A 16737-nucleotide genomic window follows, 5' to 3' on the forward strand; every position below is an offset into this window, starting at 1 on the left:
AGTATGACAGTGATGCGGAGTTTTTGAGCTAAAAAAGAGGACTAGCCCTAAGTGATGTAGACGTCACTGTTTGGGTCAGCTCCTCTTTTTATAAGCTATTTGCCAGCCATTTTTTGCTTGCGCCAGCTTAAAATTCTTTTGGGATGTAAGTAAATAAGACCGAGAATGAATCCTGTCACTAAACCACCTAAATGTGCATAAACATTTACATTAGACTGTAAGAAAGTCATGATGACACTGATGACGATAATCGGCAATATAAGCTTACGAAGCATTGGCATTGTGCGACGTGTATAGTATACAAGAGCACCGAACGCTCCAAAAATCCCGAAAATTGCACCACTTGCGCCAAGGCTAGCATAACTTCCGTCATTAAGCATAAAGGTTGCCATGTTACCTACGATACCAGATAATAAATAAATCGTAATGAAACGTGCTTTACCTGCAATTTTCTCAAGTTCTGGCCCAAATAAAAACAGGGAGAACATATTAAAGAGCACATGCATAAAGTTTGCATGCAAAAACATTGCTGAGAAAACTCGCCACCATTCACCGCTTTGTACGAGGAAATTGACCTGAATCCCATAGTTCCACAGAAGTTCCCCTATAACAGGAACAAGTGTTAATACATAAAGAATTAGATTCACTGCTATTAATGTTGAAACGACAGGGTAATAACTTGTATATTGCTTGAAATTTTCTGTTCTACTAAACATAGCTCCACCTCAATTTACAATTATTATACATGGCTTTTTGGAAATAAGAAAAGGAGAAGTTCATATGATTAAAGGAATAGGTCTCGACATTGTAGAAACCGAGCGTATTGTGAAGGCAATGACTCGTACAGATAAATTTAAAGACCGGATTTTATCAGAGAAAGAAAGAGCACTATTTGCTTTGCATACAGAATCTCGCAAAGTAGAGTTTTTGGCAGGACGATTTGCCGCAAAAGAGGCCTTTTCGAAAGCGCTAGGCACAGGTATCGGTAAAGATTGTGCACTGCAAGATATTGAAATATTAAGAGGGGAAGCTGGTAACCCTGTTTTATATTTTAAAGGAGAGCTTGTAAATGGCTTTGTCAGTATCACGCATTCTAAGCAATATGCAGCCGCACAAGTAATATTACTGTTGTAATAAAATATATTGCCTTTTCATCAAATGACATAACTGACACATACGGTTCATATATTGTCGTAGTGGATTTGAAAGAAGAAAGGGTGAAAGCGTGGGCAACCGTTTAGTTACTTGGCTCGTCTTAATTTGTGCGATATTACTTCTGTCGGCGTGTGGTACAGCCTCACAGGAAAAAGTGTTAAAGAAAGTTAATGGTAAATGGTCAGAGACGAATGGTTATGAGTTAGACGCTAAGATGGAGATTAAATCAGGTGGAGAACCTAGAACATATGATGTTACGGTATGGCATACTAAACCTGATTTCTATCGAGTGGAAGTAGTTGAAAGTGGGAAAGATGTTTCGCAAATGATTGTGCGTAATGCAGATGGAGTTTTTGTTGTAACACCAACATTAAACAAAATGTATAAGTTCCAAAGTGATTGGCCAAAGAAAAATAGTCAGGCATATTTAATCGGAGCACTAGCAGAAGATTTAGCAGAAGATAAAAATTTAGTCATGAAAGAAGAGGACAAAGCATATATATTTGAAGCGGCTACTAGAAATAGCTATAAAAATAGTATGCCTCACCAAGTCATTACAGTTGATAAGAAAACTATGCTCCCTACATCAGTAGTCATTATGAATGATGTCAAGGAAGAGCAAATCCGTATCACTTTTAATAATATTAAATTAGGTGTACAACATGCTGCAAAAGAGTATGCTGTTGAGCAATTTACTGAATCAGATGATTCAAAAGGCGAACAAGCTGCACCTACAAATAAAGACGGAAAAGATGCTACTAAAGATGAAAAAGATGCTAAAGGTGAAAAAGATGCTAAAGGTGAAAATGGTGAAAAAGAAGCAGTCGGTGCAGAGGTTGAGTATGAAGAATTCCAAACGCATTATCCAGTTGTGAATTTCGAGAACACTAAAATGACAGATGAGAAAGCTATTCGCGAGGGTGGCATGGATCGTGTTATTTTAACGTTTGAAGGTGATAAAGCGTTTACGGTTATGCAACAACCAGTTATGAAAGAAACGTCTATGTTACCAGTTACTTCACCTGGCGATCCTGTAGACTTAGGATTTACAATCGGAGCTATTACCGATACGTCTATAAGCTGGGAAAAAGATGGAGTTGCATTCTTTGTAGCTTCTAGTAAATTAACCCGTGAAGAAATGGTGGAAGTTGCTGCTTCCATGACGATAAGCAGTATGAAATAATTTTTTCAAGCTACAGTTTTCGATATAAAGGAAGCTGTAGCTTGTTAGAAAAAAATGTAAATTTGATAATAACACTATTCTATAGATAATACAAACTATAGAATAGTGTTATGTAATTTGTAAAAACAAGCGGTTTTTTATAGGAAAAAAAAGGGAGATAGCGATGCGTCGTCGAATTTAAGTAACGAGTGCTGTAAATTTTTATGTAAAGTTGATTCGAATTGCGGACGAGCATTATGCTTGAAATTCAACCTTTGCGGAAGTTCTTTACTTCCAGATGTAGAGGATGAATGCATTAAATTCAATGGGGAGCTTCACCCTTGCTGAATCAAGTTAAAGGATCTGAAGAGAGTATAGATTTTTAAGAGAAGTTTTTTAGAAAGCTTGAGAAAATTCTGGATGTAAATAAGGCTAATGCATAATTGAATTGTTATTTGGTAGTTTTTTCAATACATAACGGTTTAATAAATAAAAAAGAGGGTATTCTAATGGAGACACAGCAGCATTTTAGACCAACGAAAGCAATTGTAGATTTACAAGCAATTCAGCAAAATATAAAAAATTTAAAAGAACTACTTCAACCAAATGTACAAATTATCGCAGTCGTAAAAGCCAATGCATATGGACATGGGGATATAGCAGTTGCACAAGCTGCTTTGGAAGCTGGCGCAACGATGCTTGCAGTGGCTACACCAGACGAAGCATTACATATTCGGGCACATTTCGAAGAACCAGACATACTAATATTAGGAGCATCACCAGTAGCGTTTGCACCTTATGCAGCGCAACAGCGTATTTCACTTACAGTATTTTCTAGTGAATGGATACAGCAAGCTTCAACGTTCATAACTGGTGAAGTAAACCCTTTACAACTACATATAAAGGTTGATAGCGGGATGGGGCGAATTGGGGTTCGCACAGAGAAAGAATTGTTAGAGGTATATCATACGATCAATTCAACATACAATGTAGAATTGGATGGCATTTTTACTCATTTTGCAACTGCCGATGAGAAGGATACAGCCTATTTCGATAGTCAGGTACAATTATTTGAAAAGCTTATTTCTACATTGCCTGAAAAACCTAGACTAGTACATGCATCCAATACAGCAACGGCATTAGTGAAAGATCATCATTTACACTATGACGCTGTACGTTATGGCATCTCAATGTATGGGCTAGCGCCATCTACTTACGTAGGAGAAATTTTACCATTTCCATTGAAACCTGCCTTTTCACTTGAGAGTGAACTTGTGCATGTCAAACAGTTAAAAGCTGGTGATTCAGTAGGTTACGGAGCAACATTTATTGCACAGACAGATATGTGGATTGGAACGATTCCGGTAGGCTATGCGGATGGGGTTATTCGTAAGTTAGCTGGACAAGATGTACTTATAGACGGACAAAGAATGCCGATAGTCGGACGAATTTGTATGGACCAATGTATGGTTGCTCTACCAAAAGCATATGCTATAGGTAAGAAAGTGACGCTTATTGGTCGTCAAGGGCAAGAAGTTATTTCAATGGATGAATGGGCAACAAGACTTGAAACTATTAATTATGAAGTACCATGCATTATTACAGCCAGAGTTCCTCGAGTATACATTTAACTTGTTGCAGCATAGGTTTTTCACTTCTACAAGTAGTGGAGAAATGTTAAATAAGTAATGACTTCTGTATGGGTCACACGGAGGCAGGCTGAATCATATTATTAGTTACTAGTGCATGTCTCAGATTTTAACAGGAGCTTTTAGAGTAAGCTCTAAAAAAGTCTGAAGGCAATTACGCCTGAGATGTAATTGATTTTATTTATAGCAGTCATCAATAAAAATAATTTCTATATACTTCGCAGTTAGAAAATATTTGTCGAAATTAATAATTGTGTGGGAAAACATAATCCAATTCGGTTATAACGTAGGCATATAAGGAATGTAAGCAACAGGCACCAATGTCAAAGAGACATATGGAAGCAGTATTTACCATCGACAACCAACGAAATTTTACAACTTGTTCTTCAAATAGTCAGATATTTTGTCATTTCATGTCTTTTCAACAATATCTTTCAATGGTAGAATGAGTTGTAATGAAAAAGTGTATGGTTCCGTTGGAGGTGCTTGCTGTGTACGAGAAAAAGTTAAGAGAAGCTACAATTGCTGTTCAAGATAGACTGTTTCTACAAACAAAGGAAGTAATTGAAGGTGAATCTTTTGTGCGTTTTTTGTCGCGCAAAAATTTAATGCAGGAGCAACCAAATCAAATACGGGAAGCTATGATGAAAGGATATGTTGAGATGTCTCATATTAATCTGATGATTGCAAGTGAATGCTTGCACGCGGAATATGAAGCACAACATACAGTGGAGCGTCTCGTTAGCGGGGGATGACACTTTGAATGTAAAACGTGGTGACGTTTTTTTTGCAGATTTATCGCCGGTAGTTGGGTCCGAACAAGGTGGCACTAGGCCGGTATTGATTATTCAAAATGATATTGGAAATCGATTTAGTCCGACTGTCATCATCGCAGCAATTACTGCACAGATTCAAAAGGCAAAGTTACCGACACATGTTGAAATAAATGCTGAGAAGTATGGATTTGAACGTGACTCGGTCATTTTGCTTGAGCAAGTACGTACAATCGATAAGTCTAGGTTGACTGATCGTATTACACAGCTCGATCATGCAGTGATGGAAAAAGTGGATGGAGCGTTGATGATTAGCTTAGGGCTTGTTAAATTTTGATATACATATATGTATAGAGCATCAGGGATTTTACGTATCCTGATGTTTTTTTAATTTTTTGCGTTATCATATAGTTAAAATACTATTTAGTAGTATTAATAGAATGAAAAAAATGCAAGTAATATCGATTTATAAGTTTTGTAGAAAAATGTCGATGCTTTTATGTTAACTCTAAAAAAAATTAAAGTTATGATAATAAATATAATTAATTATGTTTAACATCCGATAAATGTGGGAAAAGAAAAAAAGTCGAATAAATATGGTGGAGGTGTACTATATGGACATGGTGGTGCATTTTAAAAAAGATGGTACAAAATTATATGGGTTTGTTGAAGGTGAAATTGATACGTATACAGCCTCAGGTCTTCGTGAGGAACTAGAGGCAGTAAAGGTTACAAAAGGTATTGAAATTGAATTAGATTTATCAAAAGTAAATTATATGGATAGTACTGGTCTTGGTATTTTTGTAGCTTTTTATAAAAGAGCTTTACGTGAAGAAGGTAAAGTAAAGATTGTTGGACTGTCTAAGCGACTACAAAGATTATTTGAAATTACTGGCTTAAGTGAACTGATGGATATTGAAACTGATAAAAAGGTGGAATTAAGCAATGAAGGAATTTGATTATATTGAAATAAGGGTTCCTGCAAAACCTCAGTTTGTCAGTGTCATTCGTTTAACTGTTTCTGGATTAGCTAATCGTATTGGATTTAACTTCGATGAGATCGAGGATTTGAAAATTGCAGTTAGTGAAGCGGTAACGAATGTTGTGCACCATGCTTATAAAGATGCTGAGGAAGGCGAAATTGTAATAGGTTGCGCCCTTTATGATAACAAGTTGGAAATGATGATTGCAGACTATGGAAATAGTTTTAATTTTGAAGAAGTTAAAACAAAAATTGGGCCTTATCATCCTGAAGATAGTATTGCGGGGCTAAGAGAGGGCGGTTTAGGGCTTTATTTAATGGAAACTTTGATGGATGAGGTGATGATTAATAACGATGGTGGCGTAACTGTTTTCATGACAAAGTACGTCGCTAGGGAGCAGGTGGAAAAAAATGTCGAAAGAATCACTACATAAATCTTCTTCAAAAGAAGATGTGTTAAAGTGGATAGCACAGTACCAAACAACAGAGGATGAAGAAGCACAAACCAATTTGGTAATTCATTATCGAAATTTAGTAGAGTCCATCGCTCGCAAATATTCGTATGGTAAATCTTATTATGATGATATCGTACAAGTAGGGATGTTGGGGTTACTAGGTGCAATAAGACGTTTTGATGCAAGTTTTGGCCGCAGTTTTGAGGCATTTGCTGTACCTACTATTGTTGGAGAGATTAAGCGATTTTTACGAGATAAAACATGGGACGTTCATGTGCCAAGACGAATTAAAGAGATAGGGCCACGTATTAAATCGACTGTAGAATCGTTAACGATAGAGTTCCAACGTTCACCTTCCATTCAAGAAATTGCTGAGCGATTAGAGGTACCTGAGGAAGAAGTTTTAGAAGCGATGGAGATGAGTCGCAGTTATCAAGCACTTTCAATGGATCATTCAATAGAATCAGATAATGACGGAAGTACTGTCACACTAGCTGATATTATGGGTAAAGAAGATATGGGTTATGAAATGACCAATAGAAGGATGATCGTTGCTGATGCTATGGAAGTTTTAAATGAACGAGAGAAGCAAGTTATTCAGCTTACTTATTTAGAGCAGCTTAGCCAAAAAGAAGCGGGCGAACAATTGGGCATTTCTCAAATGCATGTATCCAGAATACAAAGAAAAGCAATTAAGAAATTACAAGAAGTCATTCTTGCAAGTGGTAGTGTGCCACTGTGAGGATGAAACGAAGGCGTTTATTACTAGAGGATTTCTCCGTCCAATAGCGATAAGCGTCTTGTTTTTTGTCTTTTTTTTCCATCACATAGACTATCCTTGGTTTTTTATTGAAGTGTAGTGTTAAAATGAAAAGAAAAAAGGTAGTGATAATGTGGAACAAAAACAAATGTTACAGCTTATTGCAAAGGATGTAGCTATCAGACCAAATCAAGCAGAGGCAGTGATAAAATTATTAGATGAGGGTAACACCGTTCCGTTTATCGCGCGTTATCGAAAAGAAGCTACTGGTTCTCTGGATGAGGTACAAATTAAAGCTGTAGAAGATCGTTACCATTACATACAGCAACTTGAACAACGTAAAGAAGAGGTTCTTCGATTAATTCAAGAACAGGATAAACTAACTCCCGAGCTTGAAAATGCAATTCAGATAGCAACGGTTCTACAGCGTGTAGAAGATTTGTATCGTCCATACAAGCAAAAACGACGTACAAAGGCGACAATCGCAAAGGAAAAAGGATTAGAACCTTTAGCCGACATTCTATTAGAATATCGTAATGAAGCATTAGTCCAGTTAGCTCAACAATTTGTTGACGTGGAGAATGTTGCAACAGTAGATGACGCATTAGCTGGGGCACGTGACATTTTAGCAGAGCGCTTTGCGGATGATGCGGGTATAAGACAAAAAATCCGTGCCTTTTCTTGGAAAGAGGGCGTACTTACAACCACATTAAAAAATGCAGAAGTAGATGAAAAAAAGGTTTTTGAAATGTATTACGAATATGAAGAACCTGTTAATCGCATTGTTCCTCACCGTATTTTAGCAGTGAATCGTGGGGAGAAAGAGGATGTTTTAAAGGTAGCGATACAAGTACCGATAGATCGAGTACTGATGATTATGTGGAAAGAATGGATACCTGCTACAGGTTCATCGCCAGCTATCGCGGAGGTGAAGCTAGCGATAGAAGATTCCTACAAACGATTAATTCAGCCATCTATAGAAAGAGAATTACGCAATGAATTAACAGAAAAAGCAGAGGCGCAAGCTATTCACATTTTCTCAGAAAATCTCCGTAACCTCTTGCTACAGCCACCGCTAAAGGGCAAATACGTTTTAGGAGTGGACCCTGCTTATCGGACTGGCTGTAAATTAGCTGTTGTTGATGAGACAGGAAAAATGCTAGAAGTTACAGCTATTTATCCACATCCACCAAAACCAGATGTGGCAAAATCAAAGGCTGTAGTGAAAGAAATTTTAGCGGAGTATCCTATTAAGATTATCGCGATTGGTAACGGTACTGCCTCACGTGAAACGGAGCAGTTTATTGCTGATGTATTGAGTGAAGTGAAAACAGATGCGGCATATGTGATTGTAAACGAAGCTGGTGCATCAGTTTATTCAGCGTCCGAGATTGCGCGTACTGAATTTCCGGATTTACAAGTAGAGCAGCGAAGCGCCGTTTCTATCGCACGACGTTTACAAGATCCATTGTCAGAATTAGTGAAAATTGAGCCAAAGGCAGTAGGTGTTGGTCAATATCAACATGACGTTTCTCAAAAGAAATTATCAGAGTCGTTAACATTTATAGTAGAAACTGCAGTCAATCAAGTCGGTGTTGATGTTAATACAGCGTCAGCTTCATTAATGCAATATGTTTCTGGGTTATCGAAAACTGTAGCCGAAAATATTGTGAAAGTTCGCGAAGAAAATGGACAATTCACAACGCGTTCGCAGCTAAAGAAAATCCCGCGACTTGGTGCAAAAACGTATGAGCAAGCAATCGGATTTTTACGTGTGCCTGAAGCGAAAAACCCATTTGATGCTACAGGTATTCACCCAGAAAGCTACAATATAGCTGAACAAATTTTAGAAGTAGCAAATTTAAATAAAAAAGAACTAGGAACGCAAAAGGCGGAGGAAGCAATTGCATCCCTTAATGTTCAAGAACTAAGTAATACATTAGGTATGGGTGTTGTTACAATTCAGGATATTGTGGATACCTTGAAGAAGCCAAGTCGAGATCCGCGCGATGCCTTTCCGCAGCCACTACTAAAAACAGATGTTTTGAAAATGGAAGATTTACAGGTAGGTATGGAATTACAAGGCACTGTACGTAATGTAGTCGATTTTGGTGCATTTGTTGATATCGGTGTTAAGCAAGATGGGCTTGTGCATATTTCTAAGTTACAAAAGAAACGTATTAAGCATCCATTAGAAGTTGTGGCGCTAGGTGATATTGTCACAGTTTGGGTGGAACAGATAGAGGTAAACAAAGGGCGTATTTCGTTAACAATGCTACCTCCAGAAAAACAAACAATTGAAAAGTAGTAATAATTTATTGCCACACTGTCTATACTGCGCAGTGTGGTATTCTTATTGTTAGAGGTGATAAAGTTGAACAATGAGGAACTGCAACAGCTTGTAACCCGCATTTCATTAGAAAGTTTTCATAAACCATTCATGCATCGCGCATACTTTAACTCAAGACTACGTTCAACAGGTGGTCGCTATCTTTTACAATCCCACCATATTGAAATAAACCCAAAAGCATATGAAATGTATGGTGTCAGTGAGGTTGAGGGGATAATTCTTCACGAATTATGTCATTATCATTTGCACATAGAAGGGAAGGGCTACCAACATCGAGATAAAGATTTTCGAGATTTATTGAAAAAAGTGAACGCTCCACGATTTTGTTCAGCGTTGCAGAAACCTACATCTCGGAACGGAAAACAACGTTCTCAATATAAATACACTTGTATAAAATGCCACCAAATATATGTTAGAAAAATAAGATTAAATGTGAAGAGATACTGCTGTGGCAAGTGTTCAGGGCAATTAAAGTTAATTGGTGAAAAAAACTTTTAAAAAAAGATTGACGTTTACTGCGCTTATCCTTATAATAGTAAAAGTCGACAAGATAAAGACGACAAAACAATATGATTATTCCGAAGTAGCTCAGTTGGTAGTAGCACCTGACTGTTAATCAGGTTGTCGCAGGTTCGAGTCCTGCCTTCGGAGCCATGGCCCCTTGGTCAAGCGGTTAAGACACCGCCCTTTCACGGCGGTAACACGGGTTCGAATCCCGTAGGGGTCATTTTTCATAAATATAAATAATTGTAACATTGGTCCCGTGGTGTAGCGGTTAACATGCCTGCCTGTCACGCAGGAGATCGCCGGTTCGATCCCGGTCGGGACCGCCACTTATTGGGGTATAGCCAAGCGGTAAGGCAACGGATTTTGATTCCGTCATGCCCTGGTTCGAATCCAGGTACCCCAGCCATTCATTTCTTAATTTGAGCCATTAGCTCAGTTGGTAGAGCATCTGACTTTTAATCAGAGGGTCGAAGGTTCGAGTCCTTCATGGCTCATCTTTTTTTAAGAAAAAAGGTTGATATTTCAAGTTATCATAGTATAATAAGAAAGTTCCTATTTTATGAATGCGGTCGTGGCGGAACGGCAGACGCGCTAGGTTGAGGGCCTAGTGGGGGCAACCCCGTGGAGGTTCAAGTCCTCTCGGCCGCACCAAGTCAAGTCAGTTCGGTTATTTAATACTTGCGCCCGTAGCTCAATTGGATAGAGCGTCTGACTACGGATCAGAAGGTTGTGGGTTCGACTCCTGCCGGGCGCGCCATTATAAAATTAAAATATTTGCGGGTGTAGTTTAATGGTAAAACCTCAGCCTTCCAAGCTGATGTCGTGAGTTCGATTCTCATCACCCGCTCCAAAAAAACATTTTAAAAAAATGTTGACATTACAAATGATTGGTGATATGATGTAAGAGTTGCTAAAAACAAACGGCAACAAAATGAACCTTGAAAACTGAACAAGCAAAACGTAATCAATATAGTTTTTATTAGCTAACTTCGTTAGTGAACGAAACAAAATTTTGGACATCAAAATTGATGCCAGCAAAACAATTTGAGCTAATCAAATTTCTTTTATGGAGAGTTTGATCCTGGCTCAGGACGAACGCTGGCGGCGTGCCTAATACATGCAAGTCGAGCGAACAGATAAGGAGCTTGCTCCTTTGACGTTAGCGGCGGACGGGTGAGTAACACGTGGGCAACCTACCCTATAGTTTGGGATAACTCCGGGAAACCGGGGCTAATACCGAATAACTTGTTGTCTCTCATGAGACAATTCTAAAAGACGGTTTCGGCTGTCGCTATAGGATGGGCCCGCGGCGCATTAGCTAGTTGGTGAGGTAACGGCTCACCAAGGCGACGATGCGTAGCCGACCTGAGAGGGTGATCGGCCACACTGGGACTGAGACACGGCCCAGACTCCTACGGGAGGCAGCAGTAGGGAATCTTCCACAATGGGCGAAAGCCTGATGGAGCAACGCCGCGTGAGTGAAGAAGGATTTCGGTTCGTAAAACTCTGTTGTAAGGGAAGAACAAGTACAGTAGTAACTGGCTGTACCTTGACGGTACCTTATTAGAAAGCCACGGCTAACTACGTGCCAGCAGCCGCGGTAATACGTAGGTGGCAAGCGTTGTCCGGAATTATTGGGCGTAAAGCGCGCGCAGGTGGTTTCTTAAGTCTGATGTGAAAGCCCACGGCTCAACCGTGGAGGGTCATTGGAAACTGGGAGACTTGAGTGCAGAAGAGGATAGTGGAATTCCAAGTGTAGCGGTGAAATGCGTAGAGATTTGGAGGAACACCAGTGGCGAAGGCGACTATCTGGTCTGTAACTGACACTGAGGCGCGAAAGCGTGGGGAGCAAACAGGATTAGATACCCTGGTAGTCCACGCCGTAAACGATGAGTGCTAAGTGTTAGGGGGTTTCCGCCCCTTAGTGCTGCAGCTAACGCATTAAGCACTCCGCCTGGGGAGTACGGTCGCAAGACTGAAACTCAAAGGAATTGACGGGGGCCCGCACAAGCGGTGGAGCATGTGGTTTAATTCGAAGCAACGCGAAGAACCTTACCAGGTCTTGACATCCCATTGACCACTGTAGAGATACAGTTTTCCCTTCGGGGACAACGGTGACAGGTGGTGCATGGTTGTCGTCAGCTCGTGTCGTGAGATGTTGGGTTAAGTCCCGCAACGAGCGCAACCCTTGATCTTAGTTGCCATCATTTAGTTGGGCACTCTAAGGTGACTGCCGGTGACAAACCGGAGGAAGGTGGGGATGACGTCAAATCATCATGCCCCTTATGACCTGGGCTACACACGTGCTACAATGGACGATACAAACGGTTGCCAACTCGCGAGAGGGAGCTAATCCGATAAAGTCGTTCTCAGTTCGGATTGTAGGCTGCAACTCGCCTACATGAAGCCGGAATCGCTAGTAATCGCGGATCAGCATGCCGCGGTGAATACGTTCCCGGGCCTTGTACACACCGCCCGTCACACCACGAGAGTTTGTAACACCCGAAGTCGGTGAGGTAACCTTTTGGAGCCAGCCGCCGAAGGTGGGATAGATGATTGGGGTGAAGTCGTAACAAGGTAGCCGTATCGGAAGGTGCGGCTGGATCACCTCCTTTCTAAGGATATTTTCGGAATACAAACCTTGGGTTTGTAAGATTACGTTTTGCGTTCAGTTTTGAAGGTTCATCATTACGATGAAATACTTCAATATATACTTGCTCCTGTCGCTACGCTTTCGTCGCAAAGCTGCGAAGAAGTAGAAACAGGTAGTAGCTTTGTTCTTTGAAAACTGGATAAAACGACATTGAAATTGTAACAAACACATTTATTTTTAAATTAAGTTTTTTAGGCTTAATAACTAATAATAGGGTTTCAAGACACAAGCAGTTCTAGGAAGCAATTGAGTGAAAGAAGGAGCGTACTTACGTACGTGACTGACTGAACGAAAGAAGCTGACAACGAAATGCGCAGTGGATTGGAAGCCGTTGAAGGTTAAGTTATTAAGGGCGCACGGCGAATGCCTTGGCACTAGGAGCCGAAGAAGGACGGCACTAACACCGATATGCTTCGGGGAGCTGTAAGTGAGCTTTGATCCGGAGATTTCCGAATGGGGGAACCCACTACGTTTAATCGCGTAGTATCTTGACGTGAATACATAGCGTCTTGAAGGCAGACCCAGGGAACTGAAACATCTAAGTACCTGGAGGAAGAGAAAGAAAAATCGATTCCCTGAGTAGCGGCGAGCGAAACGGGAAGAGCCCAAACCAAGAGGCTTGCCTCTTGGGGTTGTAGGACACTCTATACGGAGTTACAAAGGAATGAGTTAGATGAAGCGACTTGGAAAGGTCCGCCAGAGCAGGTAAAAGCCCTGTAGTCGAAAGTTCATTCCCTCCAGAGTGGATCCTGAGTACGGCGGAACACGTGAAATTCCGTCGGAATCCGGGAGGACCATCTCCCAAGGCTAAATACTACCTAGTGACCGATAGTGAACCAGTACCGTGAGGGAAAGGTGAAAAGCACCCCGGAAGGGGAGTGAAAGAGATCCTGAAACCGTGTGCCTACAAGTAGTTAGAGCCCGTTAATGGGTGATAGCGTGCCTTTTGTAGAATGAACCGGCGAGTTACGATTACGTGCGAGGTTAAGCTTTATAAGGCGGAGCCGCAGCGAAAGCGAGTCTGAATAGGGCGAATTAGTACGTGGTCGTAGACCCGAAACCAGGTGATCTACCCATGTCCAGGGTGAAGGTGAGGTAACACTTACTGGAGGCCCGAACCCACGCACGTTGAAAAGTGCGGGGATGAGGTGTGGGTAGCGGAGAAATTCCAATCGAACTTGGAGATAGCTGGTTCTCTCCGAAATAGCTTTAGGGCTAGCCTCGTGATGAGAATACTGGAGGTAGAGCACTGTTTGGACTAGGGGGCCATCCCGGTTTACCGAATTCAGACAAACTCCGAATGCCAGATATTTATACACGGGAGTCAGACTGCGAGTGATAAGATCCGTAGTCAAAAGGGAAACAGCCCAGACCACCAGCTAAGGTCCCAAAGTAATCGTTAAGTGGAAAAGGATGTGGCGTTGCACAGACAACCAGGATGTTGGCTTAGAAGCAGCCATCATTTAAAGAGTGCGTAATAGCTCACTGGTCGAGTGACGCTGCGCCGAAAATGTATCGGGGCTAAACGATTCACCGAAGCTGTGGATTGACATCTACGATGTCAGTGGTAGGAGAGCGTTCTAAGTGCGTTGAAGTCAGACCGGAAGGACTGGTGGAGCGCTTAGAAGTGAGAATGCCGGTATGAGTAGCGAAAGACGGGTGAGAATCCCGTCCACCGTATGACTAAGGTTTCCTGAGGAAGGCTCGTCCGCTCAGGGTTAGTCGGGACCTAAGCCGAGGCCGATAGGCGTAGGCGATGGACAACAGGTTGATATTCCTGTACCACCTCCTCACCGTTTGAGAAATGGGGGGACGCAGTAGGATAGGGTAAGCGCGCCGTTGGTTGTGCGCGTCCAAGCAGTAAGGCGTGTGTGTAGGCAAATCCGCACACTGTAACGTTGAGCTGTGATGGCGAGTCCGTATGGACGAAGTTCCTGATTTCACACTGCCAAGAAAAGCCTCTATCGAGGTGAGAGGTGCCCGTACCGCAAACCGACACAGGTAGTCGAGGAGAGAATCCTAAGGTGTGCGAGAGAACTCTCGTTAAGGAACTCGGCAAAATGACCCCGTAACTTCGGGAGAAGGGGTGCTCTTGAGCGTGCAAGCGCACGAGAGCCGCAGTGAATAGGCCCAGGCGACTGTTTAGCAAAAACACAGGTCTCTGCAAAACCGTAAGGTGACGTATAGGGGCTGACGCCTGCCCGGTGCTGGAAGGTTAAGAGGAGTGGTTAGCGCAAGCGAAGCTGCGAATTGAAGCCCCAGTAAACGGCGGCCGTAACTATAACGGTCCTAAGGTAGCGAAATTCCTTGTCGGGTAAGTTCCGACCCGCACGAAAGGCGTAACGATCTGGGCACTGTCTCAACGAGAGACTCGGTGAAATTATAGTACCTGTGAAGATGCAGGTTACCCGCGACAGGACGGAAAGACCCCGTGGAGCTTTACTGTAGCCTGATATTGAATTTTGGTACAACTTGTACAGGATAGGTAGGAGCCAGAGATCTCGGAGCGCCAGCTTCGAAGGAGGCGTCGGTGGGATACTACCCTGGTTGTATTGAAATTCTAACCCATGCCCCTTAGCGGGGCAGGAGACAGTGTCAGGCGGACAGTTTGACTGGGGCGGTCGCCTCCTAAAAGGTAACGGAGGCGCCCAAAGGTTCCCTCAGAATGGTTGGAAATCATTCGTAGAGTGTAAAGGCACAAGGGAGCTTGACTGCGAGACCTACAAGTCGAGCAGGGTCGAAAGACGGGCTTAGTGATCCGGTGGTTCCGCATGGAAGGGCCATCGCTCAACGGATAAAAGCTACCCCGGGGATAACAGGCTTATCTCCCCCAAGAGTCCACATCGACGGGGAGGTTTGGCACCTCGATGTCGGCTCATCGCATCCTGGGGCTGTAGTCGGTCCCAAGGGTTGGGCTGTTCGCCCATTAAAGCGGTACGCGAGCTGGGTTCAGAACGTCGTGAGACAGTTCGGTCCCTATCCGTCGTGGGCGTAGGAAATTTGAGAGGAGCTGTCCTTAGTACGAGAGGACCGGGATGGACACACCGCTGGTGTACCAGTTGTCTTGCCAAAGGCATCGCTGGGTAGCTATGTGTGGACGGGATAAGTGCTGAAAGCATCTAAGCATGAAGCCCCCCTCAAGATGAGATTTCCCATTACGCAAGTAAGTAAGATCCCTCAAAGACGATGAGGTAGATAGGTTCGAGGTGGAAGTGTGGTGACACATGGAGCTGACGAATACTAATCGATCGAGGACTTAACCAAAAAAGTTTGAAACATTCAATGAACCGTTTATCCAGTTTTGAAAGAACAAAATCTTTCATAAAAGGGTTTCAAGATACGTTGTATTTTGAAAGCCGTAAATAGTCTAGTGATGATGGCAAAGAGGTCACACCCGTTCCCATACCGAACACGGAAGTTAAGCTCTTTAGCGCCGATGGTAGTTGGGGGCTTCCCCCTGTGAGAGTAGGACGTCGCTAGGCAATAAAACAGTCAGCTGTGTGCTGGCTGTTTTTTTATATTTTTTTACAAAACAGGTCAATAAAAATACTTGTTTTATTTTAAAAATATAAAAATAGTATTGTACTTATATATATTATATGTTATATTTATATATGTCTTAAAGAGGTCCCGTGGTGTAGCGGTTAACATGCCTGCCTGTCACGCAGGAGATCGCCGGTTCGATCCCGGTCGGGACCGCCATTTTTATGAAAATACAGTTCTTATGATTTTTTATTAATCATAAGGGCTTTTTTATTTGTTTTTAACGATAATGTTTGTCGAATCGCTGATTGAGCTTCAGAAATCGCAAGTAAAGCCTAAGGAATCGCGGGATACACTAAAAGAATTGCACTAAATCCTTTTCCGTTGCATATGTATAGACAGTATAGGTTTCGCACGGGAGGACGGAGGTGTGTCAATAGGGATACGTTTCGGCATACTTTGGTTAATCTTTATACTTAAAGTTGCTTGCGGAGTTCCAATTATTGATATAGAGGAATCGAATTCGTATCATTGGCAAAAAAATATGAATGAAAATGAATTTAAGCAATTACAACTAGGTATGAGTTATATGGAAGTAGTTGAAATAGCTGGTGGTAGCCCAAGCGAGACGATTAAAAGTGATTATTACCGATGGAATGATGAAATACTTTTGACGCAAGCCTATATCGTTCAATTTAAAGATAATCAATTAGTAAATAAAGAGGTTATTGCGCTGAAGGGATATTCAACAAGAGAGTAGACACGTCTTCGAAAGAGGACGTGTTTATTTTTTTGAAAATCACTCGAT

The 16737-nt window shown here is 41.8% G+C and carries 12 protein-coding genes, 9 tRNA genes and 3 rRNA genes; 23 read left to right on the forward strand and 1 reads right to left on the reverse strand.

From position 1 onward, the window contains the following. Nucleotides 1-95: 95 nt before the first annotated feature. Nucleotides 96-716: a rhomboid family intramembrane serine protease gene (locus tag NSQ74_RS05785; protein WP_340822052.1), complete on the reverse strand. Its 621-nt coding sequence runs from the start codon at nt 714-716 to the stop codon at nt 96-98. Between the two features lie 64 nt (nt 717-780). Here NSQ74_RS05785 and acpS point away from each other — a divergent pair, with 64 nt between their 5' ends. From acpS to NSQ74_RS05900, 23 genes are all read left to right on the forward strand, one after another. Continuing rightward, a complete protein-coding gene (acpS, locus tag NSQ74_RS05790) occupies nt 781-1134 on the forward strand; it encodes a holo-ACP synthase (RefSeq protein WP_340822054.1) in 354 nt (117 codons plus the stop codon). A 91-nt stretch (nt 1135-1225) separates the two neighbouring features. Beyond that, on the forward strand, nt 1226-2338 hold the full coding sequence (locus tag NSQ74_RS05795; protein ID WP_340822056.1) for a LolA family protein: 1113 nt from the start codon (nt 1226-1228) through the stop codon (nt 2336-2338). A 488-nt stretch (nt 2339-2826) separates the two neighbouring features. Continuing rightward, entirely contained in the window at nt 2827-3948 is a 1122-nt protein-coding gene (gene alr / locus NSQ74_RS05800; RefSeq protein ID WP_340822057.1) for an alanine racemase, read from the forward strand. 509 nt (nt 3949-4457) lie between these two features. Further along, nucleotides 4458-4721: a hypothetical protein gene (locus tag NSQ74_RS05805; RefSeq protein ID WP_139859927.1), complete on the forward strand. Its 264-nt coding sequence runs from the start codon at nt 4458-4460 to the stop codon at nt 4719-4721. Nucleotides 4722-4725: 4 nt separating this feature from the next. Next, the gene (locus NSQ74_RS05810; protein WP_008177055.1) at nt 4726-5076 is read left to right on the forward strand and encodes a type II toxin-antitoxin system PemK/MazF family toxin; all 351 of its coding nucleotides are present in this window, start codon (nt 4726-4728) and stop codon (nt 5074-5076) included. A gap of 277 nt (nt 5077-5353) precedes the next feature. Next, on the forward strand, nt 5354-5698 hold the full coding sequence (locus NSQ74_RS05815; protein ID WP_340822058.1) for an STAS domain-containing protein: 345 nt from the start codon (nt 5354-5356) through the stop codon (nt 5696-5698). After that, complete coding sequence (gene rsbW / locus NSQ74_RS05820) at nt 5685-6155, forward strand: anti-sigma B factor RsbW (RefSeq protein WP_340822060.1); 471 nt, start codon at nt 5685-5687, stop codon at nt 6153-6155. The genes NSQ74_RS05815 and rsbW overlap by 14 nt, the downstream gene beginning before the upstream one ends. Then, entirely contained in the window at nt 6133-6918 is a 786-nt protein-coding gene (gene sigB, locus NSQ74_RS05825; protein WP_340822062.1) for an RNA polymerase sigma factor SigB, read from the forward strand. The genes rsbW and sigB overlap by 23 nt, the downstream gene beginning before the upstream one ends. Nucleotides 6919-7069: 151 nt before the next feature. Further along, a complete protein-coding gene (locus NSQ74_RS05830) occupies nt 7070-9244 on the forward strand; it encodes a Tex family protein (protein WP_340822064.1) in 2175 nt (724 codons plus the stop codon). Between the two features lie 66 nt (nt 9245-9310). Next, on the forward strand, nt 9311-9784 hold the full coding sequence (locus NSQ74_RS05835) for a SprT family protein (RefSeq protein ID WP_340822065.1): 474 nt from the start codon (nt 9311-9313) through the stop codon (nt 9782-9784). 79 nt (nt 9785-9863) lie between these two features. Further along, nucleotides 9864-9940, forward strand: a tRNA-Asn gene (locus NSQ74_RS05840). Between the two features lies 1 nt (nt 9941). After that, nucleotides 9942-10013, forward strand: a tRNA-Glu gene (locus tag NSQ74_RS05845). 30 nt (nt 10014-10043) lie between these two features. After that, nucleotides 10044-10119 (forward strand) — tRNA-Asp (locus NSQ74_RS05850). Nucleotides 10120-10124: 5 nt separating this feature from the next. Further along, a tRNA-Gln gene (locus NSQ74_RS05855) sits at nt 10125-10199 on the forward strand. 15 nt (nt 10200-10214) lie between these two features. Then, nucleotides 10215-10287, forward strand: a tRNA-Lys gene (locus tag NSQ74_RS05860). Nucleotides 10288-10358: 71 nt separating this feature from the next. Further along, nucleotides 10359-10444 (forward strand) — tRNA-Leu (locus NSQ74_RS05865). A gap of 29 nt (nt 10445-10473) precedes the next feature. Then, nucleotides 10474-10550: transfer RNA gene (locus NSQ74_RS05870), tRNA-Arg, on the forward strand. Nucleotides 10551-10569: 19 nt separating this feature from the next. Then, nucleotides 10570-10643: transfer RNA gene (locus NSQ74_RS05875), tRNA-Gly, on the forward strand. 213 nt (nt 10644-10856) lie between these two features. Then, a 16S ribosomal RNA gene (locus tag NSQ74_RS05880) occupies nt 10857-12408 on the forward strand. A 374-nt stretch (nt 12409-12782) separates the two neighbouring features. Continuing rightward, nucleotides 12783-15710, forward strand: a 23S ribosomal RNA gene (locus tag NSQ74_RS05885). Between the two features lie 102 nt (nt 15711-15812). Further along, nucleotides 15813-15928: ribosomal RNA gene (gene rrf / locus NSQ74_RS05890) — 5S ribosomal RNA — on the forward strand. Together the 16S, 23S and 5S rRNA genes with 9 tRNA genes alongside form the textbook arrangement of a ribosomal RNA operon. Before the next feature lie 144 nt (nt 15929-16072). After that, a tRNA-Asp gene (locus tag NSQ74_RS05895) sits at nt 16073-16148 on the forward strand. Between the two features lie 211 nt (nt 16149-16359). Then, on the forward strand, nt 16360-16689 hold the full coding sequence (locus NSQ74_RS05900; protein ID WP_340822066.1) for a hypothetical protein: 330 nt from the start codon (nt 16360-16362) through the stop codon (nt 16687-16689). Nucleotides 16690-16737 lie beyond the last annotated feature (48 nt).

The sequence above is a fragment of the Lysinibacillus sp. FSL W8-0992 genome (assembly GCF_038008685.1).
In the GTDB taxonomy this organism is placed as follows: Bacteria; Bacillota; Bacilli; order Bacillales_A; family Planococcaceae; genus Lysinibacillus.